General features: G+C 63.5%; 29 protein-coding genes. 13 read left to right on the top strand and 16 right to left on the bottom strand.

Features of this window, described 5'->3' with window-relative positions; all coding sequences use genetic code 11:
- Positions 1-29 precede the first annotated feature (29 nt).
- Complete coding sequence (locus NKH63_RS17975) at positions 30-668, bottom strand: 2-dehydro-3-deoxy-phosphogluconate aldolase (RefSeq protein ID WP_352481952.1); 639 nt, start codon at positions 666-668, stop codon at positions 30-32.
- A gap of 169 nt (positions 669-837) precedes the next feature.
- On the opposite strand from NKH63_RS17975, the gene trhO reads away from it, so the two are divergent.
- Entirely contained in the window at positions 838-1,758 is a 921-nt protein-coding gene (trhO, locus tag NKH63_RS17970) for an oxygen-dependent tRNA uridine(34) hydroxylase TrhO (RefSeq protein WP_352918309.1), read from the top strand.
- 22 nt (positions 1,759-1,780) lie between these two features.
- Here the strand turns inward: trhO and NKH63_RS17965 are convergent, their stop codons facing one another.
- Positions 1,781-2,140, bottom strand: coding sequence for a YybH family protein (locus NKH63_RS17965; RefSeq protein WP_352590586.1), 360 nt, complete (start codon positions 2,138-2,140; stop codon positions 1,781-1,783).
- Between the two features lie 273 nt (positions 2,141-2,413).
- Here NKH63_RS17965 and NKH63_RS17960 point away from each other — a divergent pair, with 273 nt between their 5' ends.
- A complete protein-coding gene (locus NKH63_RS17960) occupies positions 2,414-3,160 on the top strand; it encodes a tellurite resistance TerB family protein (protein ID WP_023720200.1) in 747 nt (248 codons plus the stop codon).
- 224 nt (positions 3,161-3,384) lie between these two features.
- On the top strand, positions 3,385-4,140 hold the full coding sequence (locus NKH63_RS17955; RefSeq protein WP_352918308.1) for an SDR family oxidoreductase: 756 nt from the start codon (positions 3,385-3,387) through the stop codon (positions 4,138-4,140).
- A 124-nt stretch (positions 4,141-4,264) separates the two neighbouring features.
- Here NKH63_RS17955 and NKH63_RS17950 read toward each other — a convergent pair whose 3' ends face one another.
- On the bottom strand, positions 4,265-4,645 hold the full coding sequence (locus NKH63_RS17950; RefSeq protein WP_023720202.1) for a YciI family protein: 381 nt from the start codon (positions 4,643-4,645) through the stop codon (positions 4,265-4,267).
- A 28-nt stretch (positions 4,646-4,673) separates the two neighbouring features.
- Positions 4,674-5,858, bottom strand: a complete 1,185-nt coding sequence (locus tag NKH63_RS17945) for a pyridoxal phosphate-dependent aminotransferase (protein ID WP_023720203.1) — start codon at positions 5,856-5,858, stop codon at positions 4,674-4,676.
- 83 nt (positions 5,859-5,941) lie between these two features.
- Between NKH63_RS17945 and NKH63_RS17940 the strand changes: the two genes are divergently transcribed.
- The 4 genes from NKH63_RS17940 (at position 5,942) to denD (ending at position 8,873) form a co-directional block, all read left to right on the top strand.
- Positions 5,942-6,628: a GNAT family N-acetyltransferase gene (locus tag NKH63_RS17940; RefSeq protein ID WP_023720204.1), complete on the top strand. Its 687-nt coding sequence runs from the start codon at positions 5,942-5,944 to the stop codon at positions 6,626-6,628.
- A gap of 13 nt (positions 6,629-6,641) precedes the next feature.
- Positions 6,642-7,625, top strand: a complete 984-nt coding sequence (locus tag NKH63_RS17935; protein ID WP_352918306.1) for a cation diffusion facilitator family transporter — start codon at positions 6,642-6,644, stop codon at positions 7,623-7,625.
- 62 nt (positions 7,626-7,687) lie between these two features.
- A complete protein-coding gene (locus NKH63_RS17930) occupies positions 7,688-7,894 on the top strand; it encodes a hypothetical protein (protein ID WP_352918305.1) in 207 nt (68 codons plus the stop codon).
- Between the two features lies 1 nt (position 7,895).
- A complete protein-coding gene (denD, locus tag NKH63_RS17925) occupies positions 7,896-8,873 on the top strand; it encodes a D-erythronate dehydrogenase (RefSeq protein ID WP_352590598.1) in 978 nt (325 codons plus the stop codon).
- 25 nt (positions 8,874-8,898) lie between these two features.
- Here denD and NKH63_RS17920 read toward each other — a convergent pair whose 3' ends face one another.
- The 4 genes from NKH63_RS17920 to NKH63_RS17905 all read right to left on the bottom strand — a co-directional run bounded on the left by NKH63_RS17920 (position 8,899) and on the right by NKH63_RS17905 (position 12,905).
- Complete coding sequence (locus tag NKH63_RS17920) at positions 8,899-10,053, bottom strand: nickel/cobalt transporter (protein ID WP_352918377.1); 1,155 nt, start codon at positions 10,051-10,053, stop codon at positions 8,899-8,901.
- Positions 10,050-10,718, bottom strand: coding sequence for a DUF1007 family protein (locus NKH63_RS17915; RefSeq protein ID WP_352918303.1), 669 nt, complete (start codon positions 10,716-10,718; stop codon positions 10,050-10,052). Before NKH63_RS17915 ends, NKH63_RS17920 begins: the two co-directional genes overlap by 4 nt.
- An 86-nt stretch (positions 10,719-10,804) precedes the next feature.
- On the bottom strand, positions 10,805-11,704 hold the full coding sequence (locus NKH63_RS17910; protein ID WP_023720210.1) for a LysR family transcriptional regulator: 900 nt from the start codon (positions 11,702-11,704) through the stop codon (positions 10,805-10,807).
- A 1-nt stretch (position 11,705) separates the two neighbouring features.
- Positions 11,706-12,905: an amidase gene (locus tag NKH63_RS17905; protein WP_352918302.1), complete on the bottom strand. Its 1,200-nt coding sequence runs from the start codon at positions 12,903-12,905 to the stop codon at positions 11,706-11,708.
- Positions 12,906-13,468: 563 nt separating this feature from the next.
- Here NKH63_RS17905 and odc2 point away from each other — a divergent pair.
- Together odc2 and NKH63_RS17895 are read left to right on the top strand one after the other, a co-directional pair.
- Positions 13,469-14,602 carry an ornithine/lysine decarboxylase gene (gene odc2, locus NKH63_RS17900; RefSeq protein WP_023720212.1) on the top strand — a complete coding sequence of 378 codons (1,134 nt, stop codon included), beginning with the start codon at positions 13,469-13,471 and terminating at the stop codon, positions 14,600-14,602.
- Positions 14,603-14,697: 95 nt separating this feature from the next.
- On the top strand, positions 14,698-15,300 hold the full coding sequence (locus NKH63_RS17895) for a GNAT family N-acetyltransferase (RefSeq protein ID WP_352918301.1): 603 nt from the start codon (positions 14,698-14,700) through the stop codon (positions 15,298-15,300).
- Between the two features lie 51 nt (positions 15,301-15,351).
- Here NKH63_RS17895 and NKH63_RS17890 read toward each other — a convergent pair whose 3' ends face one another.
- Positions 15,352-15,636: an SCP2 sterol-binding domain-containing protein gene (locus NKH63_RS17890; protein ID WP_023720213.1), complete on the bottom strand. Its 285-nt coding sequence runs from the start codon at positions 15,634-15,636 to the stop codon at positions 15,352-15,354.
- Between the two features lie 260 nt (positions 15,637-15,896).
- Here NKH63_RS17890 and NKH63_RS17885 point away from each other — a divergent pair, with 260 nt between their 5' ends.
- Positions 15,897-17,678 carry a chloride channel protein gene (locus tag NKH63_RS17885; RefSeq protein ID WP_352494726.1) on the top strand — a complete coding sequence of 594 codons (1,782 nt, stop codon included), beginning with the start codon at positions 15,897-15,899 and terminating at the stop codon, positions 17,676-17,678.
- A 256-nt stretch (positions 17,679-17,934) separates the two neighbouring features.
- Positions 17,935-19,047, top strand: coding sequence for a TauD/TfdA family dioxygenase (locus tag NKH63_RS17880; RefSeq protein ID WP_352850975.1), 1,113 nt, complete (start codon positions 17,935-17,937; stop codon positions 19,045-19,047).
- 38 nt (positions 19,048-19,085) lie between these two features.
- Here the strand turns inward: NKH63_RS17880 and NKH63_RS17875 are convergent, their stop codons facing one another.
- Positions 19,086-20,096: a nucleoside recognition domain-containing protein gene (locus NKH63_RS17875; protein WP_352918375.1), complete on the bottom strand. Its 1,011-nt coding sequence runs from the start codon at positions 20,094-20,096 to the stop codon at positions 19,086-19,088.
- 118 nt (positions 20,097-20,214) lie between these two features.
- On the opposite strand from NKH63_RS17875, the gene NKH63_RS17870 reads away from it, so the two are divergent.
- Both NKH63_RS17870 and NKH63_RS17865 read left to right on the top strand, forming a co-directional pair.
- A complete protein-coding gene (locus NKH63_RS17870) occupies positions 20,215-20,667 on the top strand; it encodes an Lrp/AsnC family transcriptional regulator (RefSeq protein WP_023720217.1) in 453 nt (150 codons plus the stop codon).
- Positions 20,668-20,892: 225 nt separating this feature from the next.
- Entirely contained in the window at positions 20,893-21,291 is a 399-nt protein-coding gene (locus NKH63_RS17865; RefSeq protein ID WP_352590610.1) for a GFA family protein, read from the top strand.
- Between the two features lie 89 nt (positions 21,292-21,380).
- Here NKH63_RS17865 and NKH63_RS17860 read toward each other — a convergent pair whose 3' ends face one another.
- The 6 genes from NKH63_RS17860 to NKH63_RS17835 form a co-directional block, all read right to left on the bottom strand.
- The gene (locus NKH63_RS17860; RefSeq protein ID WP_352918299.1) at positions 21,381-21,944 is read right to left on the bottom strand and encodes a GNAT family N-acetyltransferase; all 564 of its coding nucleotides are present in this window, start codon (positions 21,942-21,944) and stop codon (positions 21,381-21,383) included.
- A 206-nt stretch (positions 21,945-22,150) separates the two neighbouring features.
- A complete protein-coding gene (locus tag NKH63_RS17855; RefSeq protein WP_352918373.1) occupies positions 22,151-22,456 on the bottom strand; it encodes a GNAT family N-acetyltransferase in 306 nt (101 codons plus the stop codon).
- Between the two features lie 60 nt (positions 22,457-22,516).
- Complete coding sequence (locus NKH63_RS17850) at positions 22,517-23,698, bottom strand: arabinose transporter (RefSeq protein WP_031194356.1); 1,182 nt, start codon at positions 23,696-23,698, stop codon at positions 22,517-22,519.
- Positions 23,699-23,738: 40 nt separating this feature from the next.
- Entirely contained in the window at positions 23,739-24,167 is a 429-nt protein-coding gene (locus NKH63_RS17845; RefSeq protein ID WP_352481972.1) for a lipocalin-like domain-containing protein, read from the bottom strand.
- 58 nt (positions 24,168-24,225) lie between these two features.
- Positions 24,226-25,242, bottom strand: coding sequence for a zinc-dependent alcohol dehydrogenase family protein (locus tag NKH63_RS17840; RefSeq protein WP_352918297.1), 1,017 nt, complete (start codon positions 25,240-25,242; stop codon positions 24,226-24,228).
- A gap of 25 nt (positions 25,243-25,267) precedes the next feature.
- Entirely contained in the window at positions 25,268-25,663 is a 396-nt protein-coding gene (locus NKH63_RS17835) for a (R)-mandelonitrile lyase (protein WP_352481974.1), read from the bottom strand.
- Positions 25,664-25,675 lie beyond the last annotated feature (12 nt).

Here is a 25,675-nt window from a genome sequence, read left to right as displayed (position 1 = left end):
ATCGGCAGCAGGCCAGATCGGCGGCGATGCTAGCGCCCGAGCTTGCTCGCGGCGCGCGCCAAGGCTTCGATCTCGTCCCATTTGCCGGCCTTGACCAGATCGTCCGGCGCCACCCAGGAACCGCCGACGCAGATGACGTTGGGCAGGCTGAGATAGTCGGCGGCATTCTGGCCGGTGATACCGCCGGTCGGGCAGAATTTCACGTCGGCGAGCGGCGAGGCGAAGGCCTTGAGCGAGGCGATGCCGCCCGACTGTTCGGCCGGGAAGAATTTCAGAAAGCGCAGGCCGGCTTCGCGCGCGGCCATGACCTCTCCCGGCGTGATGGCACCGGGCAGCAACGGCACTTCGCTGTCCTTGGCTGCCGCGAGAAGCTCGCGGGTGATGCCGGGGCTGACGATGAACTTCGAACCGGCGGCCGCCGCCTCGCCGAACTGGCGGGCGTCCAGGATGGTGCCGGCGCCGACGACGGCGTCTTCGACCTCGCCCGCCACCCGGCGGATCGCCTCCAGCGCGTCGGCGGTGCGCAGCGTAATCTCGATCGCCGGCAGGCCGCCGCGGGCCAACGCCCGGGCCAGCGGCACCGCGTCGGCGGGATTGGCGATCTTCAGCACCGGTATGACCGGCTGGCCGTTGAGGAGCGACAGGAGCTTTTCGGTCGTGCTGGGCATTCGTCGTCTCTCCTCTGTTGATCAAGTCGACCGGTTAGCAGAAGGCGGTTTTTCTGTCCACGAAACGCGGCGTGTCGCGATGTCACGCGTGGTGTTCGCAACCCGTCGCGAGCAGACCGCTCTCGGCTCTGCCTTGATCCGGCTGTCGTGAGCGTTTAGTGGCTTGGCGATGACACTGTCCAGCCAAGTCTTCCGTGTTGCCGCGCTTTACCGCTTCGCCCGGCTCGACACCTTCGAGGCGCTGCGTGCGCCGCTCGCCGCCTTCTGCTGCGCACGCGGCATCAAAGGCACGCTGCTTTTGGCGCGTGAGGGCGTCAACGGCACGGTCGCCGGCAGTGAAGCGGCAATCGCGGCGCTCATCGGTCATCTCGAATCCATCGAAGGTCTCGCCGGCCTCGAGATCAAATACAGCAGCGCCGCAGCGATGCCGTTCCACCGCATGAAGGTGCGGTTGAAGCGCGAGATCGTCACCATGGGCGTGGACAATATCGACCCGGCGGCAGGTGCGGGCACCTATGTTGCGCCGGCCGACTGGAACGCATTGATCTCGGATGCAGGCACCATCGTCATCGATACGCGCAACGCCTACGAGGTGTCGCTCGGCACCTTCAAGGGCGCTGTCGATCCCGCCACTGCCAGCTTCCGCGAATTCCCAGCCTGGGTCGAGCGGCATCGGCATGCGCTCGAGGGGCGCAAGGTCGCCATGTTCTGCACCGGCGGCATACGCTGCGAGAAGGCGACGGCCTATGTGAAGTCGCTTGGCTTCGAGGACGTTTTCCACCTCAAGGGCGGCATTCTGAAGTATCTCGAAGACGTGCCCGCCGAACAGAGCCTCTGGCAGGGCGAATGCTTCGTTTTCGACGAGCGCGTTTCGGTATCGCACGGGTTGGTCGAAGGCGAGGCCGAACTCTGCCGCGCCTGCCGGCATCCGCTAGCCGCAGAAGACCGGCTATCGCCGGAATACGCCACCGGCGTTTCATGCCCGCATTGCTTCGATGCCCGCTCGGACGAGGATCGCGCCCGCTATGCTGAGCGCCAGCGCCAGGTCGAGCTGGCGCAAGCGCGCGGCGATCGTCACATCGGAAGTTAGCTGCACGTCAAGCAACTTCACGTTAAGCAACAGAGAAGCGATCGATGACCCACAGCCATGTCCCGTCGTTCTGCCGACGCGCGACCTCGGTGGTGATCGTGCCGTCGGGAAGCCGGGTCGAGGTGAGCGCCAGGTCGCCATTGATGACAGCCGGACGCTGATCTCCGGACTGAAATTTGCGGCCGGTTGCGGTGATCTCCGCGAACAGCGTTTGGATGGCTTCGCGGCCGAACGTCAGTTGTCCGCCACCGCTGTCGATGATTGCATGCGGCTCAAAAAGCGCGGCCATGCCGTCAATGTCTCCGAGCCATTGCCGTGAAATCAGCAGGCGCTCCAGTTCCTGGGGATCGCGTGCGGGTTCGCGGTCAGTCTCATCGGTCATGCCAGGCTCCTCGCAAGCGACATGCTGCGACATTACTCGAAGTCGAGGGCGGTTTCGACACGTCCAATGTCCAGAGCGACGAGTGTTTTTGGGTGGAAGGAGGCTGCAGCACTTTGATTTCCGTGTGAAATCCCAGCAGATGTCGGTGCGAGGTCATGCGTGGCAGCGGGCAAAGGATGCACCGCGTCATTGTAATGTCAAACTGCGGGACCTAGGTCTTCGACGTGCAAACCTGCCCGCGCACCTTCGGCCGGGCCAATTCTGGAGGCATAGATGTTCGATCCCAAGAAGCTCCTCGATGATCTGCTCGGCTCGCAAGTTCCCGGTACCGGATCGACCGTCCGTGACAAGGCGGGGCAGGCGGTGCAGATGGCCAAGGACAATCCGCTTGCCGCCGGTGCGCTGGCCGCGGTGCTGCTCGGAACCGGCCCAGGCCGTCAGGTCACCGGTGCGGCGGTGAAGCTCGGCGGCCTGGCCGCGATCGGCGGCCTCGCCTACAAGGCTTACCAGAACTACAAGAGCGGCAACGCGCCGGCCGAAACGCAAGCCGCCGGTGAACCGGAATTGCTGCCGCCGCCGGCCGATACCGCCTTCCATCCGTCGCAAGCGCCGCAGGGCGAAGACGAATTCACGCTGACGCTGGTCAGGGCGATGATCTCGGCGGCGAAGGCCGACGGTCATGTCGATGACGAAGAGCGGCAGAAGATCGCCGGCAAGCTCAGCCTCGCCGGCGTCGGTGCCGAAGCGGAGAAATTCCTGATGTCGGAACTGGACGCACCGCTCGATCTGGATGTGCTGATCGCCGGCGCCAAGACCGATGCGCAAAAGCTGGAACTCTACACCGCCTCGCGTCTTGCCATCGATCCGGACACGCGGGCCGAACGCGGCTATCTCGACCTGCTTGCCGGCCGCCTCGGCCTGCCGGACGCGCTGGTCGACCATGTCGAGGCGACGGTGACGGCGGCGAAGGTGCCCGCAGCGGGCAGCACGGCGAAGCCGGTGACCGGTTCGCGCTGGTAGCTTGAAGGGGAGAGCCTCGGAGCGCTCGGCGGCATTGGCGTTAGCTTCTCGTTAATCCGGTGAGCGCATGATTTCAGGCAGTCGGATCGGCTTTCCTCCTCCCAAGCCCTGTTCGGATCAGGGGCGGTCGCCAATGGCCGCCCTTTTTGTGAGCACAGGCTTTGGGCCGGCTTGCCATGGTTCCCGTCATTTGCGATGGCTCATCCCTTTCAGGGAGTACAGCCATGACCGACTATAAAACCGCCATCGTCACCGGCGCCGGCACGGGCATCGGCAAAAGCGTCGCCACAGCGCTGCTCAAGGCCGGCTGGAACACGGTCTTCTGCGGCCGCCGCAAGCCGGTGCTGGAGGAGGCGATCGCCGCGGCCGGGCCGACGCAGGCCAAGGCATTGGCCTTCGCCTGCGACATCAGCAAGGCCGATCAGGTCGACGATCTGTTCGAGACGGTGGCTGCGGCTTTCGGGCGCGTCGACCTGCTCTTCAACAATGCCGGCACGAGCTACAAATCGACATTGATCGACGATATCCCGGTCGAGGTGTGGAACGACATCGTCGGGGTCAATCTCACCGGCTCGTTCCTGTGTGCTCGCGCCGCCTTCGGCGCCATGCGCAGGCAGCAGCCGATGGGCGGCCGCATCATCAACAACGGCTCGGTATCGGCCTATGCGCCACGGCCGGGCTCGGTGCCCTATACGGCGACCAAGCACGCCATCACCGGGCTGACCAAGACGCTGGCGCTGGACGGCAGGCCCTTCGACATTGCTTGCGGTCAGATCGACATCGGCAACGCGCTGACCGACATGGCGCAGGCGATGACGGTCGGCGTGCCGCAAGCCAACGGCACCATTGCCGCCGAAGCGGTGATGGATGTCGAGCGCGTCGCCGATGCCGTCCTTCATATGGCCAGCCTGCCGCTCGACGCCAACGTCCTGTTCATGACCGTGATGGCGACCAAGATGCCGTTTGTCGGGCGAGGCTAAATTAGTCTCAACCCGGTCCTAAAAGCGCGTTGCGTTCGACCGGCCTCATGCGACGCGCTTTTAGATTCTTGTTTTTATGCATGTCGTTATCGCAAAACCGCTGCACACTTTTGCGCGACATGCATTAGGGCCGCGTGACGGGAAGCGGCACGCCGGGAAGATACAGCGAAATCGGGCGGATTTCGTAGACGGCGGTCGGATTGACGCGGCGAAGGTCGCGCGCAATGTCGACAGCGGCGTCACGGTTGGCGCAGTCGACAACATAGAGTCCCAGCAATTGTTCCTTGGTCTCGGCGAAGGGGCCGTCAACAACCATTCCGGTGCCTGGCCCGCGCAAGGTGCAGGCGTCTTGTGTCGCGCCGAGCCGCGCCGCCGGTCCGAGGGTGCCTTGCCGGTAAAGCCGATCGTTGATCTGGAGAAGATCGGTCATCAGCGCCGAATCCTGCTCCGGCGTCAGCGCCGTAATCGCTTCTTCCTCGTGATAGGCTAGAATGGCATAGAACATCTGGCGTCTCCTTTCGTCGATCGTGGCCTCACTTCGTCAGAAACGTCTCGATCCGCTCCAGCGCGCGCAGGATGTTCTCTTCGGAATTGGCGTAGGATAGCCTGACATAGCCTTCGCCGAGAATGCCGAAATCGGGGCCGCCGATCAGCGCCACGCCGGCATCCTCGAGCAGCGCCGAGGCGAGCTTCTTGGCCTTCCAGCCGGTCTTGGAAACATTGGGGAAGGCATAGAAGGCGCCTTTCGGCGTAATGCAGGAAACACCGGGCAAGGCATTCAACCCCTCGACCACGACCTTTCTGCGGCGGTCGAAGGCGCGCATCATCGTGTCGACATCGTCCTGCGGGCCGTCGATGGCGGCTATGCCGGCATACTGGCTCGGCGCGTTGACGCAGGACCAGCAATTGACCGCCAGCTTGCGCACCTTGTCGTAGAGATGCGCGCCCTTGTCGCCGTTCGGCCAGATCGACCAGCCCATGCGCCAGCCGGTCATTGCCCAGGTCTTCGACCAGCCGTTGAGCACGATCAGCCGGTCGCGGATTTCGGGGAAAGCGAGCAGCGAACAATGCGTCTCGCCGTCATAGGTCATCACGTCGTAGATCTCGTCGGAAAGGATGGCGACATCCGGGTGCGCTTCCAGGCCCTTGACCAGCTTCTCGATCTCGGCGCGCGGTGTGACGCCGCCGGTCGGATTGGCCGGCGAGTTGAGGATCAGCAGCCTGGTCTTCGGCGTGATCAGCGCCAAGGTCTCCGCGGCCGAAAAGGCAAAGCCGTTCTCCTCGCGCATCGGCACCGGGATGGGGGCAGCACCGGTGAACTCGATCATCGAGCGGTAGATCGGAAAGCCGGGATCGGGATAGAGAATTTCGGCACCCGGCTCGCCAAACATCAGGATCGCCGCGAACATGGTCGGCTTGCCGCCGGGCAGGATCATCACCGCTTCCGGCGAGACTTCGACGCCAGTGGTGGCCAGCGTGCGGCGTACCACCGCTTCGCGCGTCGCCAGCAGGCCGTTGGCCGGCGTATAGCCGTGATGGCCATCGCGTAGCGCCTTGATCGCGGCCTCGACGATATGCTGCGGCGTCTTGAAGTCGGGCTGGCCGATGCCGAGATTGACAATGTCGCGGCCCTGGTGGGCAAGTGCAGTGGCACGCGCCAGCACTGCGAACGCATTTTCCTCGCCGAGGCGGTCGAAGGCCGAAATCGTGTGGAGCATTTTTCCCGTCCGTGTGGTTCTTTCAGCGAGCGTGCGTTTTTGTGAGCGTCCGCCCGCAAAAGTCAAACGGATTGGAGTTTTCGGTGTCGGAAAATCTCAAGAATTGGCAACCGCGCCCGCGGCCCGAACGCAAGTTGCTGGAGGGGCGCACTGTCAGGCTGGAGCCGCTCAACGCCGAAAAGCACGGCGACGGCCTGTTCGAGGCCTCGTCAGTGGTCGATGCCGGCGGCCGCTTCGCCTGGCTGTTCGACGACCCGCCGCAGACCCGCGCCGCCTTCCAGCCATGGCTGGACAAGGCCGAAGCCAGCGATGACCCGCTGTTCTTCACGGTCATCGACAAGGCCAGCGGCAAGGTCGCCGGGCGCCAGACGCTGATGCGCATCGATCCGGCCTATGGCGTGATCGAGATCGGCAACATCTATTGGGGACCGCTGATCTCGCGCAAGCCGGCGGCGACGGAAGCGCAGTTCCTGTTCATGAAGTACGTCTTCGACGAGCTTGGCTACCGCCGCTACGAATGGAAATGCAACAATCGCAACGAGCCGTCGAAGCGCGCGGCGGAACGTTTCGGCTTCAAGTTCGAGGGCGTTTTCCGTCAGCATCTTGTGGTCAAGGGCGAAAACCGCGATACCGCGTGGTATTCGATCATCGATAAGGAATGGCCTGATCTGCGCAGAGCCTATGAGGCGTGGCTCGATCCGGCCAATTTCGACAGCGATGGCCAGCAGAAGCGGCGGCTCGAGGATTTCCGCGCCGAGTTTGGCGCGTAGCAGGAGCTCATAGATGGCGCATACCCACGACCATGCCGCGCAGGGCCACGACCACAGTCACGGTGCCGGGCATGTGCATGGCTCGACCGACAAGAAGCGCGTGCTGATCGCGGCTTGCCTGACCGCCGGCTTCATGGTCGTCGAAGCGCTTGGCGGTCTCCTGACGGGATCGCTGGCGCTGCTGGCGGATGCCGGCCACATGCTTGCCGACTGCATTGCGCTCGGCCTTGCCTGGTATGCCTTTCATCTTGCGAGCCGACCGGGGACCGTGCGCCTCACCTACGGCTTCGGCCGGGTCAAGACACTGGTCGCCTACACCAACGGCATCGCCATCTTCGCCATTGCGCTGTGGATCGTCTATGAGGCCTGGGGGCGTTTGCTGACGCCTGCGCCCGTGCTCGGTGGGCCGATGCTGGTCGTTGCGATCGCCGGCCTTGCGGTCAATATCGGCTCTTTCTTCGTGCTGCATGGCGGCGACCGCGATAGCCTGAACATGCGCGGCGCCATCCTGCATGTGCTCGGCGACCTGCTTGGCTCGGCCGCGGCGATCATCGCGGCGCTGATAATCCTGGCGACGGGCTGGACGCCTATCGATCCGATCCTGTCCGTCCTTGTCGCGCTGCTGATCTTGTCCACGGCCTGGTCGCTGATGCGCGAGGCCGCCCACGTCCTGCTCGAAGGCGTGCCGGCAAGCCTCGACCGCGACCTGATCGCGAGGGACATCGAAGGCTCGATCAAGGGCGTGCGCGAGGTGCATCACATGCATGTCTGGTCGATCGACGGTTCCAGCAACATGGCGACATTGCATGCCTGCCTCAATGACGGCGTCGACGCGCATATGGCGGTCAGCGCGATCAAGAAACGGCTTGCGCAGGAGCACGGCATAGCCCATGCCACCGTCGAACCGGAATTCGGCCAATGTGCCGACAGCCATGAGCATGATGGCGAGCACGATCACGCGCATGATGCGGCACCGCACCGTGGCCACTATCACTGATTTCGGGAGTTCCTGGTATTGGCAACGATCGACATGAACGCCCGCTACCCTGGGGCCGCGTGATGGACCGCGACACCCGCAATGCGGCAATCGGCGCCGCCTGGATTTTGCTGCTGTTCGGCATCGCAGCCTATTATCTTCCAACCGTGATGCTGGCGGTCGGCAACGTCTCGACGGTTCTTGCCGGCGTCGTCGCCGCGATCTTCATGGTGGCAATCTTCATCGTGTTCTGGCTGCGTGGCCGCAGCCAGCGCAAAAAGGGAAAGTGACATGCGCATTCTGATTACCGGCGCGGCAGGCATGGTCGGCCGCAAGCTCATTGCCCGGCTGGCCAAGGACGGGACACTCGGCGGCCGCAAGATCGCCGCGCTCGACCTTCACGACATCGTGCCACCGCAGGCGCCCGCCCTCGAAGGCGTTAGCATCAGCGTCCACACCGGCGACCTTGCCGCGCCGGGCGCGACGACAAATCTGGTCGCGCCGCGGCCCGACGTGATCTTCCATCTCGCCGGCGTGGTGTCGGGTGAAGCGGAGGCCAATTTCGATCTCGGCTACCGCGTCAATCTCGATGGCACAAGGGCGCTATTCGATGCCGTCCGGCTGGCGGCATTTGCGCCGCGCCTCGTCTTCACCTCATCGATCGCCGTGTTCGGCGCGCCGTTTCCCGAAATCATTCCGGACGAGTTCCACCCGACGCCGCTGACCTCCTACGGCACGCAGAAGCTGATGGGCGAGGCGCTGCTTGCCGACTATACCAGGCGTGGCTTCTTCGACGGCATCGGCATCAGGCTGCCGACCATCTGCGTCAGGCCGGGAAAGCCGAACAAGGCGGCCTCAGGTTTCTTCTCCGGCATCATCCGCGAGCCGCTGAGCGGCCATGAAGCCATCCTGCCGGTGCCGCGCTCGGTCGTCCACACACACGCCAGCCCGCGTTCGGCGGTGAATTTTTTGATCCATGCGGCTGGAATTGACGGCGCTGCAGTCGGGCCGCGCCGCAACCTGACGATGCCGGGCGTCGCCGTCAGTGTCGGCGAACAGATCGAAGCGCTGGAACGTGTTGCCGGCGCCAAGGCGGTCAAACTGATCCGCGAGGAGCCCGACGAGACGATCTGGGCGATCGTGAAGGGTTGGCCGACACGCTTCGAGGCGCGGCGCTCGAGGGAGCTTGGCTTCGCTGCCGAAACGAGCTTCGACGAGATCATACGCGTCCATATCGAGGACGAGTTGGGCGGCAGGATCCCTAGTTAAAGCACCCCGATCGGGCGCAACGAGGTCAGGCGCCAGTCAGGCTGGCCGATAGCAGCAGCAGACCGAACAGGAAGACGAAGGCGGCACCGCCGATTTCGACGAAGGAATGGATGCGGTTGCCCATGCGGCCGTCGCCGGCGAAATACACCGCCCAGTTCTTCGCGGTGACCGCAAGCGTCGCCAGAGCCGAGACGGTGATTGCGGTGCCTAACGCCATGGCCAGCACCGACAGGATACCGCCGAACCACAGCCCATTTAGCAAGGCGAAGCTCAGCACGATCAGCGCGCCGGAACAGGGGCGGATACCGACGGCAGCCACCGCCGACCAAGCCGTGCGCCAGTCGAAGCGATCGCCGGAAAGCAGCGCCGGGTCGGGCGCATGCGAGTGCCCGCAGGTCTCGCAGACCTCCCCCGCCGCATGGCCGTGGTGATCGTGCGCAGCATGGGCGTGGTCGTGTGCGCCGTGGTCATGATGGTCATGCGCATGGTCGTGATCGTCATGCGCATGAAGCGCGTGGGAATGTGCCGCATGGGCATGCGCGGAATGTGAATGGCCGGCATGTGAATGGCCGGCATGGGCAGCCGAGAGGCTGTAGCCGGGATTTGCGCCGAACAGGCGCAGGATGGCCGGGCCAGCCTTGCGCCACAGCAGCCAGGCGCCGAACAGGGTGACGAAGACATAGCTCATGATTTCGAGGAACCATGCGGCGTCGGTCATCGATATCGCGGTGCCGCGCAGCACGAAATAGGCGAGCAGCATCACCACGATCGCGGTCAGCGCCTGCAGCAGAGCCGAGACGAAGGACAGCATGATGCCTCGACGGAGCGCCACTTCATTGGCCACCATGTAGGATGAGATCACCGCCTTGCCGTGGCCGGGGCCGGCAGCGTGGAAAATGCCATAGGCAAAGGACAGGCCGATGAGCAGCCACATCTTGCTGCCGTCCTGGCGCATCGCCTTCATCGCGCCGGCAAGCGCATGATAGAATTCCTGCTGGCGCAGATTGATCCACATCAGGGTGTGGGCGAACGGGCCGGTGGCGGTTGGAGCCATGCCGTCATTGGTGCCGATGCCGAGCGAGCTCTGGGCGTGGGCGGAGCCGAGAAAGTGCGTCATCACAAAGGCGGCGGCCAGAAGACCGACTGCCAAACGCAGGGACGGTTTCGTCACTGGATCTATCCTTCCGGCTTACAGGTCAGTTCAAGCTTGGTGGCAAAGATCTTGCTCATGTCGGTGCCCGTCGGATCGTTGAAGAACGCGTCGGTCAGGGTCTTCTGGTTCTGGGCGATCGCCTCATCCGGATTCGGGCGGACAACCTTGCTGGTGCAGGTCGGCGGCAGGCCATCGACCTGCAGATGGGCATCCTCGGTGAAATCGATCGCGGTGTAGAAGGTCGGGTCGTACACCCCGATGTCGATCTTGCCGCTGAGCTTGATCGGCGCCTTCGGTTCAGATTCGAACAGGATGATCAACTGGTCGTTGTCGAAATTGGCCATCAGCTGCGGCGGCGGGGTCATTGCCACGTCCTTGCCGTCGACGGTGACGAGCTGGAAGTAGTTGAATTCGGCAAGCGAGGCATGGACGGTGTCGGCAACATCCTTCAGCTCCTTGTCGTCGAGCTTCAGGTCGGAATTCTTGTCGAACTCCATCATCACCGTGCTCGAAAACAAGTCGTCGAAGCGCCAGACATGGCGCAATGCCTTCACAGTTTGGTGATCCGGGCCGAGGACCACTTCGAGCCGTGCCTCGGCGAAGACGTGGGGATGCACCTCGGCCGGTCCGACGGCGGCGATAGTCGCGGTCAAGGCCGAAGCCAGCATGATTGCTTGCTGTTTCAGGTGCATTCTCGGTCGCGATTCAATCGGCTTCGGTGAATTGCCGACAGTTACCAGAAAGGGGGCGAAAATGGGACCGCAAGCCGGCTGAAAGCTCATGCGGTGTCCAGCGCCTTGAACCACTGCACCAGGAAGTCGACGAATACGCGAACTTTTGCAGGCAGATAGCGCCGGTGCGGATAGACGGCGAAGATGCCGCCGCCGGGCAGGATGCGGTCATCCAGCGCAGTCACCAGCTTGCCGCTTTCGATGTCGGGCGCGGCGATGAAATCTGGCAGGATGGAAAATCCCAATCCAGCCACGGCAGCGGCCCTTGCCGCCATCGGGCTGTTGACCTCGATCGGGCCGGAAACCGAAACGCTCACGGTATCGCCGCTGTCGCCCTTGAACGGCCAGTTGGTGAGCCAGCGGCCATTGGTGTCGATGATGCAAGGCACGCGGGCAAGGTCTTGCGCCCTGACCGGCATGCCGTGCTTGGCGATCAGTTCGGGAGACGCGCAAAGCCGTACCGAAAATGGCGCCAGGCGCCTGGCGATCAGCGAGGAATTCTCCAGCCGCGAAATGCGCACCGCCAGATCGAAGCCCTCCTCGACCAGATCGACGAAGCGATCGTCGAGATGAATGTCGAGGACGATGTCGGGATGCTGCTTGGCGAAGTCGATCAGCGATTGGCCGATCGGCGCGTCGGCGAAAGTACGCGGCGCCGACAGCTTGATCCTGCCGCGCACGTCGCCGGAGGATTCGCGCACCGCATCGGCAAGGCTGTCGACCTCGCGCACGATCTCCGAGGCGCGCCGGTAATAGGTGTGGCCGGCCTCGGTCAGGGAGAACTGCCTGGTGGTCCGGTTGAGCAGCAGCGCGCCGAGTTCGTCCTCGAGCTCGCGGACGTATTTCGACAACAGCGCCTTGGAGCGGCCGATCTTGCGCGCCGCCGCCGAAAAGCCTTCGGCCTCGACCACGTCGATGAAGGCACGCATGCGGGTCAGCGTATCCATGTCATGCGCCTCCTTGGCGGGCTGAAAGGATGCGGGCGGCCAGCGCAATCAGCTGCCGGTCGCTGTTCTTCGGACCGAGCAGCGAAAGTCCGAACGGCGCGCCTTCGGCCCTGCCGAGCGGCAGCGTGATTTGCGGAAAACCGGACAGGCCGGAAAGGCATAGCAGTCTCAGCGCGCGCTCGCGATAGGTCTGCAAATCGTCGAATGTCGCGGCCTTGAGCGGCGCCGCTCCCGGAGCGGTCGGAAGCACAAGAACGCCGTCGTCGCCAAGCAGGCCGGCAAGTTCGAGGCGAAACGAAACGCGACGTTCCGTTTCGTGCTGCGCGGTTGTCGCGCTGATGGTCGCGCCATGCTCGAAGCGCTCCTTGACGCCGGGGCCGAGCATGCGGTCGCCGCCGGCGATCCAGGCGCCGTGGCTTTGCCAGGCTTCATAGCCCTGCAGCTTACGGAAGCACCAATAGAGATCGTCGGTGGAATGCGACAGCGGGCCGACGCTGCGCGGCGCGCCCAGCACCGACGCGACACTGCGGACCATGGCGCGATATTCATCCGCCTCCAGCGGGCCGAGCACGAGGCTGTCCAGCGCGTCGAGGGCAAAAGGGCGTACCAGTTCGTGGCGATGCGGATCGTCGCCGAGCAGCACCGTGCCGACCTTTTCGTAAGTGACGATATCCCTGGCGAACCAGCCGAACGTGTCCAGCGAAGGCGCCAGCGGCATGGTGCCGTCGAGCGGGATGCGGCCATGCGTCGTCCTGAGGCCGATCAGGCCGCAGAAGCTTGCCGGCGCACGGATCGAGCCGCCGGTGTCGGACCCGGTGGCGATGTCGGCGAGCCCGCCGGCTACCGCCGCGGCAGAACCGGAGGATGAGCCGCCGGTGACGCGGTCGGGTGCCGCCGGATTGATCGGCGACGGGAAATGCGCGTTCAGCCCCAGCAGGGAAAAGGCGAGTTCGTCGGTCTGCGTCTTGCCGACGAAGCGTGCGCCCGAATCAAGCAGCGCCTGGACGGCCGGCGCGGTCGCCGTGGCCGGTGAAGCTTCCCGGTATTTCTGCGGATTGCCGCAGCCGGTGCGGTAGCCGGCGACGTCGAAGATATCCTTGACGGCCAGCCGCAAGCCGACAAGTGGGCCGGATTGCGCATTGGTAACAGGGGCTTGATCAAGGTCGAGAAAAGCGTTCAGCGGGCCGCGAGTGCCTGTCATGCGTTCGATATCCGGATGTGCTTGCTGCAGCATTGTTCTTCTGGTTGCCGCAGCATTGTTCGATGCCACAAATTTTACAACCTGCCATACGATTTTTATTGATTGTGAAATCTTTCGCTCTTATATCGCGCTTGCCCAAAGTCGCACGTGCCTGTGGGTGTCCGCCGATCCTCGAATGGTGAGGGATATCGGTAAGGTAACTGGAGCCAACCCCTCCAGTCGGTTTAGCGGCCAACCGCCAACCGAGGACACCTTGAAGCAACGACGGTGCGGGCCTTTCTGGTGTTCTGCCGGTCGTCCAAAGACCGGGGTTACTGAAGAGGCACACCTTCATTGCCGGCAGTGCGGACGGGTCTCCCATCCAAGCCAAGGCAGACAAAGCGAACCGAGGCCGGGCAAGGCCAAGGTTCACCGCCGCGAGACGGCGCTTCATGGTTCCGGGGTCTCCACCGGCTGGTTCCATGGATTTCCGTCCCGCCTTTGTCCACCGCGTGTTCGCGAGGCCGAGAGCCCGCGTCCGCAAGCCTTTGTGCGCGCCGAAAGGCGCTGATGGAGAGACCCCGATGGCTACCCAGCGCATCCTTGATTTCCTCGCTACCCGACGTCCGAACGGCCCGTGCCTCGTCGTCGACCTCGATGTGGTGCGCGACAATTTCCGCGCCTTCGAGAAGGCGCTTCCCGATTCCAAGATCTACTATGCGGTGAAAGCAAACCCGGCGCCGGAAATCCTGCGCCTGCTTGCTGCGATGGGCTCGTCCTTCGACACCGCTTCCGTTGCCGAAGTCGAGATGGCGATGGACGCCGGTGCGCCGGCGGACCGCATCTCCTTCGGCAACACCATCAAGAAGGAGCGCGACATCCAGCGCGCCTACCAGCTCGGCATTAAGCTGTTTGCGGTGGACTGCGTCGAGGAGGTCGAGAAGATCGCCCGTGTCGCTCCCGGCGCCCGCGTGTTCTGCCGCGTCCTGACCGACGGTGAGGGCGCCGAATGGCCGCTGTCGCGCAAGTTCGGCTGTGTGCCGGCGATGGCGGTCGACGTGCTGCGCCATGCCAGGGCGCTCGGCCTCGATGCTTATGGTGTGTCGTTCCATGTCGGCTCGCAGCAGACCGACCTGACCGCCTGGGACCGCGCGCTGGGCGACGCCAAGAAGGTGTTCGCGACGCTCGCCGACGAAGGCATCGTGCTGAAGATGGTCAATATGGGCGGCGGCTTCCCGACCCGCTATCTCAGGGATGTGCCGGTGGCGCAGGCCTATGGCCAGGCGATCTTCTCGGCGCTCAGGAAGCACTTCGGCAACGCGATCCCCGAGACGATCATCGAGCCGGGCCGCGGCATGGTCGGCAATGCCGGCGTCATCAAGTCGGAGGTCGTGCTGATCTCGAAGAAGGCCGACAACGACAATGTGCGCTGGGTGTTCCTCGACATCGGCAAGTTCGGCGGTCTCGCCGAGACGATGGACGAGGCGATCCGCTACCCGATCGTCACCGCGCATGACGGCAGCGAGACCGCGCCTTGCGTGCTCGCCGGCCCGACCTGCGATTCGGCCGACGTGATGTACGAGAAGACGCCGTATCCGCTGCCCTTGTCGCTGACCATCGGCGACGAGGTGCTGATCGAGGGCACCGGTGCCTACACGACGACCTACGCGTCGGTTGCCTTCAACGGCTTCGAACCTCTCCGATCCTACGTGATCTGACGGTTCGAAAGAACCGATCAGATCATCCCGAGGTGGGCGCCTGTCGCCCGCCCGGGCTCGCCTGTGGAACAATCCGCTCGTGAAGGATCGCGGAAATGGACGTTTTGGATTTCATTGTTGAAGGCGCTGCGGGAATCTCCCCCTCGAGGGGGGAGAATGCCGGCGCTTTTGTCATCACTGCCGAAACCGCTGCCGATATCGGTGCGCGCGAGGCTTTGCTCGATCGCGCCATGGGGCCGAAGCGCCGGAAGAAGTCGTCGGAAAAGCTGCGGCGCGGCCGCCGGCCTTCGGAGGGCCTTGCCTTTGTCGCGCGCGATGCGTCGGGCGCTGTTGCCGGCACCGTGCGGCTGTGGGACGTGGTGCTGGGCGAGGGCGGCAAGGCAGCGCTGCTGCTCGGCCCGCTTGTGGTCGACCCGGCGCTGAAAAATGCCGGCATCGGCTCGGCGCTGATGCGCCATGCAGTGACTGAGGCCGAGCGGCTTGGCCATGCGGCGATCCTGCTGGTCGGCGACGCCCCCTATTACGAGCGCTTCGGGTTTTCGGCCGCAAAGACCGGCTCGCTGGCCATGCCGGGGCCTTACGAGCGGCACCGCCTGCTGGCGCGGGAACTGGTGGTCGGCGCGCTCGACGGCGCGCAGGGCACGTTGAAGGCGGCCGGGCGCAAGCTGAAGGCGCAGCGGCTGTCGCTCGCTGCCTGATGGTTCGAAGCCGCCGTCGTCGCGCGCGGCGGCTTGTCTCACCTTAAGCGATCAGCCGATCAGCTGGCTGAGCGCCATGGCGACGCTCATGTCGCCTTCGACCTTTATCTTGCCGGACATGAAGGCCATGGTCGGGTTGAGATCGCCGGATATCAGCGAGTCCAAATCGTCGAGCGACAGCTGTATGGTGCAATCTGCCGGTGCATCGGTGGTCGAGACATCGGCGCCGTCGATGACGATGACGCCGTCGCTGCCGGTGTCGAATTTCACGGAGCGATCGAACCCGGCGCTCGCCACGCGCGACCTGATCTTGTCGGCAATCTCCTGAACGCTCATGGCGGTTCTCCTCGTCTGGTTGCGTTTGTCGCGCCTTGGCGCTTCGACCCGGCCGAAGCCGCTTGCCTGGTTTTACAGCCACGGTCGGCGCATATAGCTTCGGGTTGACGTTTACGTCAACGCGGTTCCCCGAGCTGAAGATGGGCTTTATCGCCGCAGCATCACGCGGGCATGACACCTTGGCGGCCGGCATTGTTGCCATGCAAAGCCGCCGGGCGTATCAGGCACCACTCCCCTTTTGATATCGGCGAGCCGCCCCGGTGCTTTCCAGAAACGAACCGCAAGTCTATGCCCGCCGACTGCGCGCGGTGCTGATCCGATCGATCCCGCTGCTCGAGGCGCGCGGCATCGCCGTCGTCATTCTGGCGGCTTTGGTCGGGGTGATAGCGGGTGCGCTGGTCACCGGCATGAGCGAACTGGTGCAGGTCCTGCATGGGCTTATGTTCGGCGTTCAGCCCGGTGGTCGGCTTTCGGCGATGTTTTCGCTGCAAAGGCCGGAGCAAGCGCTGATACCGGCGATCGGCGGCATCCTGCTCGGGCTGACGGTGATCTGGCTGAGAAAGCGGAAGTTCCGCACGCCGGTCGATCCGATCGAAGCCAACGCCCTTTACGGCGGCCGCATGTCGCTGACCGACACTTTCATCATCGCCGGGCAGACGATGATCTCGAGCGGCTTCGGCGCTTCGGTCGGGCTCGAGGCCGGCTACACGCAGGTGGGTTCCGGCCTGGCGTCGCGGCTGGCGCGCTTGTTCAGGCTGCGCCGCAACGATGTCCGCATCCTCGTCGGCTGCGGTGCGGCCGGCGCGATCGCCGCCGCCTTCGATGCGCCGCTGACCGGCGCCTTCTACGGTTTCGAGCTGGTCATCGGCATCTATTCGGTCGCCAATGTCGCGCCGGTGATGGCCGCCGCGATCTCGGCCTCGCTGACCGCCGAAATGTTCGGCGGCGTGCCGTTTCCGCTGGAGCTCGCGGGTCTGCCGGCGCTCACCGTCAGCCAGTATTTGCCGTTCATGCTGCTCGGGCTTTTGGGTGGCGGTGCTTCGATCGCCATCATGCATCTGGTGAGCCTGATCGAGCGCATCTTTGCGCGGCTGTCGATCGACGCCTCGTTGCGCCCAGCCATCGGCGGCGTGATGGTCGGGCTGCTGGGGCTGATCACGCCGCAGGTCCTGTCCAGCGGCCATGGCGCGCTGCACCGCGAATTCGCGATGAATTACGGGCTGGCCGTGGTGGCCAGCGTCTTCGTGCTGAAGCTGTCGGCGTCGGCGATCTCGCTCGGCTCCGGCTTCCGCGGCGGGCTGTTCTTTGCCTCTTTGTTCCTCGGTGCCCTGCTCGGCAAGATGTTCGCCGGCGCGATGGCGTTTGTCTCGCCGGCGACCGGCATCGACCCCGCCGTCGCCGCCGTCGTCGGCATGACCTCGCTCGCCGTCGGCGTCGTCGGTGGCCCGTTGACGATGACCTTCCTGGCGCTGGAATCGACCCGCGACCTGACGCTGACCGGCGTGGTGCTGGCCGCCTCGCTCATGGCGGCGATCCTGGTGCGAGAAACGTTTGGCTATTCCTTCTCGACATGGCGCTTTCACCTGCGCGGCGAAACCATCCGCAGCGCCCATGATGTAGGCTGGATGCGCAGCCTGACGGTCGGCTCGATGATGCGCAAGGATGTCCGCACCATCGACGCCTCAACGACGCTTGCAACATTCCGCAAGCAGGTGCCGCTCGGTGCCTCGCAGCGCGTCATCGCGGTGGATGCCGAACTGCACTATGTCGGCGTGCTGATCGTCGCCGAATTGCACAGCCATTTGTCGGATGACGAGATGCCGGTGCTGTCCTTCGCCAAATTTAGGGATGCGGTGCTGGTGCCGAGCATGAACGTGCAGTCGGCGGCCGAGACCTTCCAGCGCGCCGGCGCCGAGGAATTGGCAGTGGTCGAGGATTTCACCGACCGCAAGGTGGTCGGTTTGCTGACCGAAGGCCACCTGATGCGCCGCTATGCCGAGGAACTCGACAAGGCGCGGCGCGATCTGTCGGGCGAGGGGTAGCCGAGAGGGGATGGCGATCCCGCTGCATTTAGCTGGACACCGCCGGCGAATGACCGCTACCATCGCGGTGGCTTTGAACCAGATTTCATCTGGAGCCAGATTCCGCCTGGAGATGGCGTGCTCGAAGAACCGAACAGAAATCCCGGATCCCATCGCTATGGGAAGCCGAGCTTGTGGTGGCCACCACCGTTGGGTTGACGGCCTGCGGGCCTGATCCAAGCTGAAAATCAAATTCTGTGTTCAGAGAGACATCATCATGAATACCCTGCTTTCCGTGGAAGCCCGGGAGACCGCGCTTGCCGTGACTTTCGTGTCGGGCGAAACAGTCTGCTACCCCTGGCTTTGGCTAAAGGACAATGCACCATCGGCGTTTCACCCGCAGACCGAAGAACGAACTTTCGACCTGACCAGCGTAGACCCCTCGCTCAGACCCATCAGCGTGCGGGACAGGGGCAGCGCTGTGGGCATTGTCTGGCAGAACGACCAGGCTGAGGAGGAATTCCCGAGCCAGTTCTTTGAGTCCTACCGTCCCGGCAGAAAGCGGGACGATCCGGCCGACATCGCTCCGAAACTCTGGGACGCCTCAATCAATCTTGAAACCATGCCGCGTCACGCCGCCGGGGACATCTTGCAAAGCGATGCCGATCTGCTCGCCTGGCTGAAGGCAACGGCTGCATACGGGCTCTCCATCGTCGATGGGCTTGACGATGATCCCGATGCGGGGCGGCGTGCGGCCGAGCGGATTGGTTTCCTGCGCCAGACAAATTTCGGCACGATGTTCGAAGTCGTGTCGATGCCGAACCCGAACAATCTGGCCTATACGCCGGTCGCCTTGCCGCTACACACCGATCTCGCGAACCAGGAGGTGCCGCCCGGCTACCAGTTCCTGCATTGTATCGCCAATGACGCTGAGGGCGGTGGATCGATCTTTGCCGACGGGTTTGCGGTCGTCGCCGCGCTACAGGCGGAAGATCCGGAAGCCTACCGCCTATTGTGCGAGATCGAGATCCCCTATCGTTTTCACGATGAAAACTACGATCTGCGCGGTCGGTTTCCTGTGATTGTAACGCAACGCGACGGGGAAGTGACGGAGTTGCGGTTCAACGCCCATCTTGTCGATGTCATCGACCTTCCCTCCGACCTATGCGCGCCCTTTTATGCGGCTTATCGCAAGCTGATGATGATGATCCGCGGGCCGCGTTTCCAAATAGCCTACCGCCTGAAGGCCGGCGAAATGGCGGTCTTCGACAATCGCCGGGTGTTGCATGGCCGCCAATCGTTCAACCCGAACACGGGGCGGCGACATCTGCGCGGATGCTATGTCGATCGTGGTGAGTTCCAGAGCCGGATTCGCGTCCTCTCGCGATAGTGATGCGACACACATGTCGGCTGCTGCGTAAGGACGGCTCACGTCAACGGTCCGCTAATCGCCGGCTCAGAAATCCGATTGCGCGAACTGCCTTCTTCCTTGTGGAAGAGTGTCTTGAAGAAAAGAGCGTCGGGAACCGCCTTGATTATTTTTGCGATCACGGCGGTCGCGAGCACGGCAAACGCCAGGCGACCGAGAAGCACGCTCGTGACATCGGTGCCAAGAGCGACGACGACCAACGTATCCTCAATGAGGCTATGGGCAAAACCCATGAACACGCAGGCGAGGAATATCTGACGCGGCTCCGCGCTAGACGTGCGCGCGTCGCGGATCAGCAGTCCTGCGCCATAGGAAATCCCGAGAAACAGGCCGACAGCGGCGAAAGGTACCGTCTGCCTTTCGATGCCGGCGAGCCGAAAGAGCGGTGCAAGCCCTCTGTTCATCCACTCCAAAATGCCCGACATCTTGAGAAGCTCGATCACCCAGCTTAGCGCAAGCAAAACGACGAGCATGATGCCCAGGGTTTTGACTGTGCCCAAGAGAAAGCCGCCCCAGTCGGTGCTTTCATTCGCCGGCATCCACGCCGGCTTCACCGGTCCTGACAGCCATCCGGTCATGGCGAATATCTGATGCAGAAGGACGGCAAAGACCAAACCCCCGCCAATACGAAGCGCCGCGGTGACCAGGAAGCTCGGCCCGGCCCTCTGAATGATCCGTTGCTCGATCGGAATGGCATGTGCAAACAGCAAAAGAGCCGAAAGAACCGTCATGTCGGCAGTGCTGAGCGCCGAAACCGGAAGCAAGGTGAATACGATCACAAGCGCGCCCCAGATCCCGACCAGCAATCCCGTCAGCCAGGCAAAGGCGAGTTCAGGCGGCAACCCCACCTGCAACATGAGCGGTGAGAAGAACGGAGAAATCGCCTGGATGACGCCAAGATCCTGCAGGAGCCGCGTGGCTATCGCAACCGGAACGATCACGCGAACCAGCTCCCAATAGATTTCAAGCGTCTCCAATGTCTTGCGATAGAAGGCGGCGCAAATTGCCATCATGCTGCTCCATCATCCCTGGAGCCATCTGGGTAACCTGAGACGCTTCGCATTTGTGGTCAAAGTTTGCGATTACGTGCAATAAAATTGCAATACACCGACGATGAGCGCGACCGAGATGGACAAGATCGACAGAAGGCTTCTCAACCTGCTCCAGGATGATGCCTCACGAACGAACGCCAAACTGGCGGGGTTAGTCGGGCTTTCCCCTTCGAGCTGCCTGCGCCGCATACGACGACTGAAGAAAAGCGGCGTCATTAGCCGCGTTGTCGCGCTTCTCGCACCGGCAAAGGCTGGCCGGGGCTTGAAGGCGATCGTCACCGTCGAACTGGAGCGTCATGGCGAGCAGTATATGCGGGACTTTCTCGAGTTGGCCGCTCAGGAACCGGCCGTCACTCAGGCCTACAGCGTGAGCGGCGAAACCGACGCCGTCCTGATGCTCCGCCTGACGGATATGGAAGAGTTCGATGCGCTATGCGAGCGACTGTTCCGAGACCGAAGCAACGTCGCGCGATACCAAACGATGTTCGTGATCCGAACGGCCAAAGAAGTGACCGCAATTCCACTGTAGTGTTCGGGTTGCGATAGACCTGCTAGGCCGTGAATTCAGCGGCCCGGCGAAGAAACTCTACGAACATTTCAATATGCCGCAAAGGCGGTAGTGAAGGAACGCGTCGCGCACGCTAGGAAATCGCTGGCGCCGAATGTCGGAATTGGGCGCCAGCTCGGCGCATGTCGTGGCGCCTCCCTCACGCCCAGGCATGAAGCTGTCCTTGTTGACTCAAGGGGAATTTGCATGCGTGGTCATTGCTTATGTGGCGCTATTGCTTTTGAAGTCGATGGCCCGGCACGGGCCTGCGTGGTCTGTCATTGTGAAAGTTGTCGGCGGCAATGTTCTGCGCCGATGACCACCTACATTGGCGTGTTGAACGGCCAATGGCGATGGCTGGGCAAGCTACCGAAGGTATTCAACTCTTCTCCCGGTGTGGAAAGAACATTTTGCGATCACTGTGGCACGCCGCTGTCCTTCCGCTCAAAGAACATGTCTGATGTCATGCATTTTTTTGCGGCAGCGATGGAGGAGCCAGAAAAATTTGCACCTACGCTGCATGTCGCCTTTGAGGAGAAGCTCCCTTGGTTGAAACTCGCCGACAACCTGCCGACCCGTTTTGGGCCTGACTATACGAAAGACTAGGATCTGCTCGCATCGAGACAACCGGTGGAAGCTGCGGACAGCACCCGGAAGCAAGATGATGACCCCGTCCGTTCAACGGCGGTCGAACATTATCGATCGCGGCTGCTCTCGACCTGCTTGAGCGGCAGCAGGTAGGCGATGATCTCCTGATCGCCGAGAGCTGGATCAAAGCCAATAATGTCGGATGCGAAAAGGTCGTGGGCGGGGCGTCTCTCGAAGCCAAGGCTCTCATACAGCTTGCATGCAGACGTCATGAACGAGGCGGTGTGAAGCGCAAGGCCGCTCGAGCCCTGCCGACGCGCTTGCAAGACGCACCATTCGCAAAGCGCGCGGCCATATCCGCGGCCCTGTGCCGAGGGAGCAACCGCGAGGGTCCTGAGGCCTGCCAGCCCGGGCGGCCAGCCCATGCCGTCAAAGGCGGCATCGGCGTAGTAGGTGACCGTCCCGACGAGGCGTCCCTCGACTTTGAGCACCGCGACGCTGGCTTTCGCCCAACGCCCCGCGACATCCCGCGCATCCTTGACGTAGGGCTCGAAGATGTGCGGTGCCAGAACGGGCCGTAACGATGCGAAGGCGTCGGAGACGAGCCCGCCAATTTCATCCAGTTCCTGACGGCTTGCCAGGCGGACGCGTGGCTTGGATGCGATCTGCATGCATGTTCTCACTGCACCAGCAATTGGACCATATGGAGGGCGTTTTGTGCCCCACCGGTTGGCTGAACTTCGCCCGGCTTCGGCTGTCGGCCGTGTCCCGCAACGCGATTCCCGGAGAGATTCGCCTGCCACAATAATCATCGGCAGCAAGATTCCAATGGACCTGAGCCGTCGAGCCGCGACGAGGAGTTAATCGGCGGAGCACCTCAAACTTTCGGTAACAGTTTGCTCATGCTTATGCGCTCCTCGACCTCGTATCCGCACTTTCGGTAGAACCCAAGAACCGTCGAATTGGAAGCGACAATTTGGAGGTTGATTTTTATGCAACCAAGGCCGGCGAGCCGCCTTTCGGCCTCATGGATGAGGGCCTCGCCGATCCCTTTTTGGCGATGGGACTGCAAGGTAGCGATGCGCGATATCCACCCTCGATGGCCGTCATACCCGGCCATGATCGATCCGACGACCTGATCGGCCTCTATCGCCACCAAAAGCAGGTTCGGCTGATGCCTCAGCTTCCCGCGAAGCGGGAGCGATCGTAGTTGCGCGACATCTCGAGCCCAGACTATCCGGCTCTATAGTGGAGCGTTACGGCGACCCAGCAGCAGAGCGATGCCCAACGCCGGAAGCGTCGCCATCGCGACGGCGAAGAAGACGAATTGCAGCCCGGCCGATGCGGCGACCAAGCCGAGCGCCGGACTGCCGAAGCCGAGCGCCACGTCGAGGAAGACGGTGTAGAGTCCCATGGCCAGGCCGCGGCTGCGTGGCGGAAGACGGCTCACGGCCTCGGCACCGAGGCCGGGATAGACCAGCGAGTAGCCAAGGCCAGTCAGGCCCGCTCCGATGGCGGCTAGAACGGGCCCGGGCGCAAGCCAGATCAGCATCAGCCCTGCAGCCTCGACAGCCACGAAGATCATGGCGACCCGTGCGCCCCCTAACCTGTCAGGCAGGTGGCCGAAGCATAGCCTTGCCACGATCAGCGACGCGGCATAGGCCGTGAAGGGAAGCCAGACCGGCTGCCAGCCCCGCTCGGCAAAGAGCAGCGCGCCGAAGGCCAGAATCGCACCATAGCCGAGACTGCTGAAAGCTGCTCCCACTCCGGGAAGCCAGACCGCTTGCGCCACGCTCCTCCATGACTGCGGCACGCTGCTCGCGGCGGCGCTGGCGCCGCGCATCGGCAGGATGGCAAGCAGCGTTGCAAGCGGCAGGACGATCGTCGCCAGTGCGATCGCGGTGAAGCCGCTCGCCGCATAAAGCGCAGATCCGATCGGCGCGCCTAGCGCGAGTGCTGCGAACATCGCCGTGCCCACCCAGGCTATGACCTTTCCGGAGTTCTGTCCGCCCGCAAGGGAGAGGCCCCAGGCGACGCCACCGGTGATGATGAAGCTCTCAGACGCGCCCAGTACCGCCCGGCCGGCGAACAGCGCCGATGCGGACGCCACCGGCCGGTCGAGCAATGTCAGTGAGCCGAGGTAAAATAGCCCCGCCACGGCAGCGGCAATGAGGCCGACGACGACGGCCCTCTTGCCGCCGCGCCCATCGGCATAGTTTCCAGCCCCAATGCGCGACAGCATCGAGGCGACGAACTGGCTGCCAGTGACCAGCCCGACCGCGAAGGGGCCGAAGCCGAGCTGCTGGTGAAGATGCAGCGGCAGGACGGGTAGCGCCAAGCCGATCAGGAGGAAGCCGGCGAAGACAGCCGCCATGATTGGCACCAGTTCCGCTATCGCGCCATTTCGGTCTGAAGTCCGCGCCATTGTGGCCACCGATAAAACTTTGACAGTCGGGCTGTTCCGATCAGTAACGTTCGTAGGTCACGCGCCAGCCTTCGGCCGGATTGTCCGGCGTCAGGACCAGTTTGTTGTCCGAGACTTCGAATTTGCGTTTCATGCTCTTCCCGACAAGGTTGCGGACCAGGGAGGACTCGATCGTGATGACGAAGGTCTTGTCCTGGTCGTCGATAGCGACCGGCCCGTAATAGGCTTCGTAGCCATTCTCTGTGTAAGGCGTGTCCGGTGCCTTGGCGTCGGGGTTCTGCGCCTGCACCGACAGGGTGCCGGCCTCGGTGAAGATGACCTGGCCGGAATATGGCACGGGCTTGAGGCTTCCCTCGGCACCGGCCTCGAGCGACCTCATGCGCCATGCGCCGATGATCGGCGACTCTTGCGAGAAAGCCGGCGTGGCGACCGAAAGCGCAAGGGCGGCAATCTTCAATCTCATCGTCATATGTCGTTGTTCCTTTTCTGATTTGTGGGTGCGGACAGGCCGTCCGCCCAATCTTCGCTCACACCGAAAGCATGACCTTGATGGCGCGCCGCTCGTCCATGGCGCGGTAGCCTTCAGCGACCTCGGCCAACGGCAGCTTGAGGTCGAAGACCTTGCCGGGCTTGATCCGACCTTGCAGCACACGGCCCATAAGGTCGGGCAGGAAGCGGCGCACCGGCGCCGGGCCGCCCAGCATGCGCTTCTGGCCGAAGAACAGTTTTTGGCCGTCGAAGTTCACGCCGTGCGGCACGCCGACATAGCCGATGGTGCCGCCGGGGCGAGAGCAGGCCAGCGCCTGGTCGAAGGATTCCGCCGTGCCGACGCATTCCAGCACCGAGTCCGCGCCGACGTCCTTGGTGAGCTCTTTGATCCGGGCCACACCTTCCTCGCCGCGCTCGGCGACGATGTCGGTCGCGCCGAACTCGCGGGCGAGTTTTTGGCGGCTGGCGTGCCGGCTCATGCCGATGATGCGCTCGGCGCCCATCTCCTTGGCCGCAAGCACGCCCATCAGGCCGACCGCACCGTCGCCGACCACCACCACCGTCGATCCTTCTCGGACCTCGGCTGCGTCGGCCGCATACCAGCCGGTGCCGAGCACATCGGACACAGCCAGCAGGTCAGGGATGAGTTCGGCCGGCGGCACCTCGGCGGTGGCGACCAGTGTGCCATCCGCCAACGGCACGCGGGCGTAAGGCGCCTGCGCGCCCGACATGAACTCGCGCTGCACACAGGACGACTGGAAGCCGAAGCGGCAATGCGGGCAGGTATTGTCGGAGAGGCAGAACGAGCCGACGACGAACTGGCCGGGGCGCACCGTGCGCACCTCTGCGCCGACCTCGACGACGATGCCACAATATTCGTGGCCCATATGCATCGGGCCGTCGACCCGCTGCAGCCCGCGATAGGGCCACAGATCCGAGCCGCAGATGCAGCTTGCCGAGAGCTTGATGATGGCGTCCGTCGGCCGCATGATTTTCGGATCAGCGATCTCCTCGCAGCGGATGTCGCCCGGTTTGTGAAGAACGGTTGCGAGCATTTTGGTTCCTTTCGAGTGGAAGAGATCAAGCGCGGTAGTCGGCGTCGCTGACATGTTCCAGCCAGTCCACGACCTTGCCGTCCTTGACCTCCTGGAGAGCAATGTGGGTCATGGCAATCTGAGCCGACGCGCCGTGCCAGTGCTTTTCGCCGGGCGCGAACCAGACGACGTCGCCGGCACGGATTTCCTCGACCGGGCCAGCCTCGCGCTGCACGCGGCCCAGGCCCGAGACGACGATCAGCGTCTGGCCGAGCGGATGCGTGTGCCAAGCGGTGCGGGCGCCGGGCTCGAAGGTCACCTGTGCGCCTTGAACCCGCCCGGCATCGAAGGGATTGAAGAGCGGATCGATCCGCACCGTTCCGGTGAACCAGTCAGGTGGTCCCTTGCCGGAAGGCCTCGTGCCAGCGCGAAGAATGTCCATGGTGATCTCCTT

This window comes from Mesorhizobium sp. M0960, assembly GCF_040319055.1.
Lineage (GTDB): Bacteria > Pseudomonadota > Alphaproteobacteria > Rhizobiales > Rhizobiaceae > Mesorhizobium.
Note: the sequence above shows the minus strand (reverse complement) of the source record. Positions and strands in the feature narration are given on the sequence as shown.

What these genes read in the sequence shown, in the direction of transcription:
- NKH63_RS17905 (WP_352918302.1), bottom strand. Translation starts at nt 12,905, where the DNA reads ATGACAGGCACTCGCGGCCCGCTGAACGCTTTTCTCGACCTTGATCAA.
- NKH63_RS17860 (WP_352918299.1), bottom strand. Translation starts at nt 21,944, where the DNA reads ATGCAGATCGCATCCAAGCCACGCGTCCGCCTGGCAAGCCGTCAGGAA.
- NKH63_RS17955 (WP_352918308.1), top strand. Translation starts at nt 3,385, where the DNA reads ATGACCGACTATAAAACCGCCATCGTCACCGGCGCCGGCACGGGCATC.
- NKH63_RS17870 (WP_023720217.1), top strand. Translation starts at nt 20,215, where the DNA reads ATGGACAAGATCGACAGAAGGCTTCTCAACCTGCTCCAGGATGATGCC.
- NKH63_RS17840 (WP_352918297.1), bottom strand. Translation starts at nt 25,242, where the DNA reads ATGCTCGCAACCGTTCTTCACAAACCGGGCGACATCCGCTGCGAGGAG.
- NKH63_RS17875 (WP_352918375.1), bottom strand. Translation starts at nt 20,096, where the DNA reads ATGGCAATTTGCGCCGCCTTCTATCGCAAGACATTGGAGACGCTTGAA.
- denD (WP_352590598.1), top strand. Translation starts at nt 7,896, where the DNA reads ATGCGCATTCTGATTACCGGCGCGGCAGGCATGGTCGGCCGCAAGCTC.
- NKH63_RS17895 (WP_352918301.1), top strand. Translation starts at nt 14,698, where the DNA reads ATGGACGTTTTGGATTTCATTGTTGAAGGCGCTGCGGGAATCTCCCCC.
- NKH63_RS17845 (WP_352481972.1), bottom strand. Translation starts at nt 24,167, where the DNA reads ATGACGATGAGATTGAAGATTGCCGCCCTTGCGCTTTCGGTCGCCACG.
- NKH63_RS17910 (WP_023720210.1), bottom strand. Translation starts at nt 11,704, where the DNA reads ATGGATACGCTGACCCGCATGCGTGCCTTCATCGACGTGGTCGAGGCC.
- NKH63_RS17945 (WP_023720203.1), bottom strand. Translation starts at nt 5,858, where the DNA reads ATGCTCCACACGATTTCGGCCTTCGACCGCCTCGGCGAGGAAAATGCG.
- NKH63_RS17835 (WP_352481974.1), bottom strand. Translation starts at nt 25,663, where the DNA reads ATGGACATTCTTCGCGCTGGCACGAGGCCTTCCGGCAAGGGACCACCT.
- NKH63_RS17880 (WP_352850975.1), top strand. Translation starts at nt 17,935, where the DNA reads ATGAATACCCTGCTTTCCGTGGAAGCCCGGGAGACCGCGCTTGCCGTG.
- NKH63_RS17850 (WP_031194356.1), bottom strand. Translation starts at nt 23,698, where the DNA reads ATGGCGCGGACTTCAGACCGAAATGGCGCGATAGCGGAACTGGTGCCA.
- NKH63_RS17890 (WP_023720213.1), bottom strand. Translation starts at nt 15,636, where the DNA reads ATGAGCGTTCAGGAGATTGCCGACAAGATCAGGTCGCGCGTGGCGAGC.
- NKH63_RS17950 (WP_023720202.1), bottom strand. Translation starts at nt 4,645, where the DNA reads ATGTTCTATGCCATTCTAGCCTATCACGAGGAAGAAGCGATTACGGCG.
- NKH63_RS17935 (WP_352918306.1), top strand. Translation starts at nt 6,642, where the DNA reads ATGGCGCATACCCACGACCATGCCGCGCAGGGCCACGACCACAGTCAC.
- NKH63_RS17915 (WP_352918303.1), bottom strand. Translation starts at nt 10,718, where the DNA reads ATGCACCTGAAACAGCAAGCAATCATGCTGGCTTCGGCCTTGACCGCG.
- NKH63_RS17960 (WP_023720200.1), top strand. Translation starts at nt 2,414, where the DNA reads ATGTTCGATCCCAAGAAGCTCCTCGATGATCTGCTCGGCTCGCAAGTT.
- NKH63_RS17930 (WP_352918305.1), top strand. Translation starts at nt 7,688, where the DNA reads ATGGACCGCGACACCCGCAATGCGGCAATCGGCGCCGCCTGGATTTTG.
- NKH63_RS17965 (WP_352590586.1), bottom strand. Translation starts at nt 2,140, where the DNA reads ATGACCGATGAGACTGACCGCGAACCCGCACGCGATCCCCAGGAACTG.
- odc2 (WP_023720212.1), top strand. Translation starts at nt 13,469, where the DNA reads ATGGCTACCCAGCGCATCCTTGATTTCCTCGCTACCCGACGTCCGAAC.
- trhO (WP_352918309.1), top strand. Translation starts at nt 838, where the DNA reads ATGACACTGTCCAGCCAAGTCTTCCGTGTTGCCGCGCTTTACCGCTTC.
- NKH63_RS17865 (WP_352590610.1), top strand. Translation starts at nt 20,893, where the DNA reads ATGCGTGGTCATTGCTTATGTGGCGCTATTGCTTTTGAAGTCGATGGC.
- NKH63_RS17975 (WP_352481952.1), bottom strand. Translation starts at nt 668, where the DNA reads ATGCCCAGCACGACCGAAAAGCTCCTGTCGCTCCTCAACGGCCAGCCG.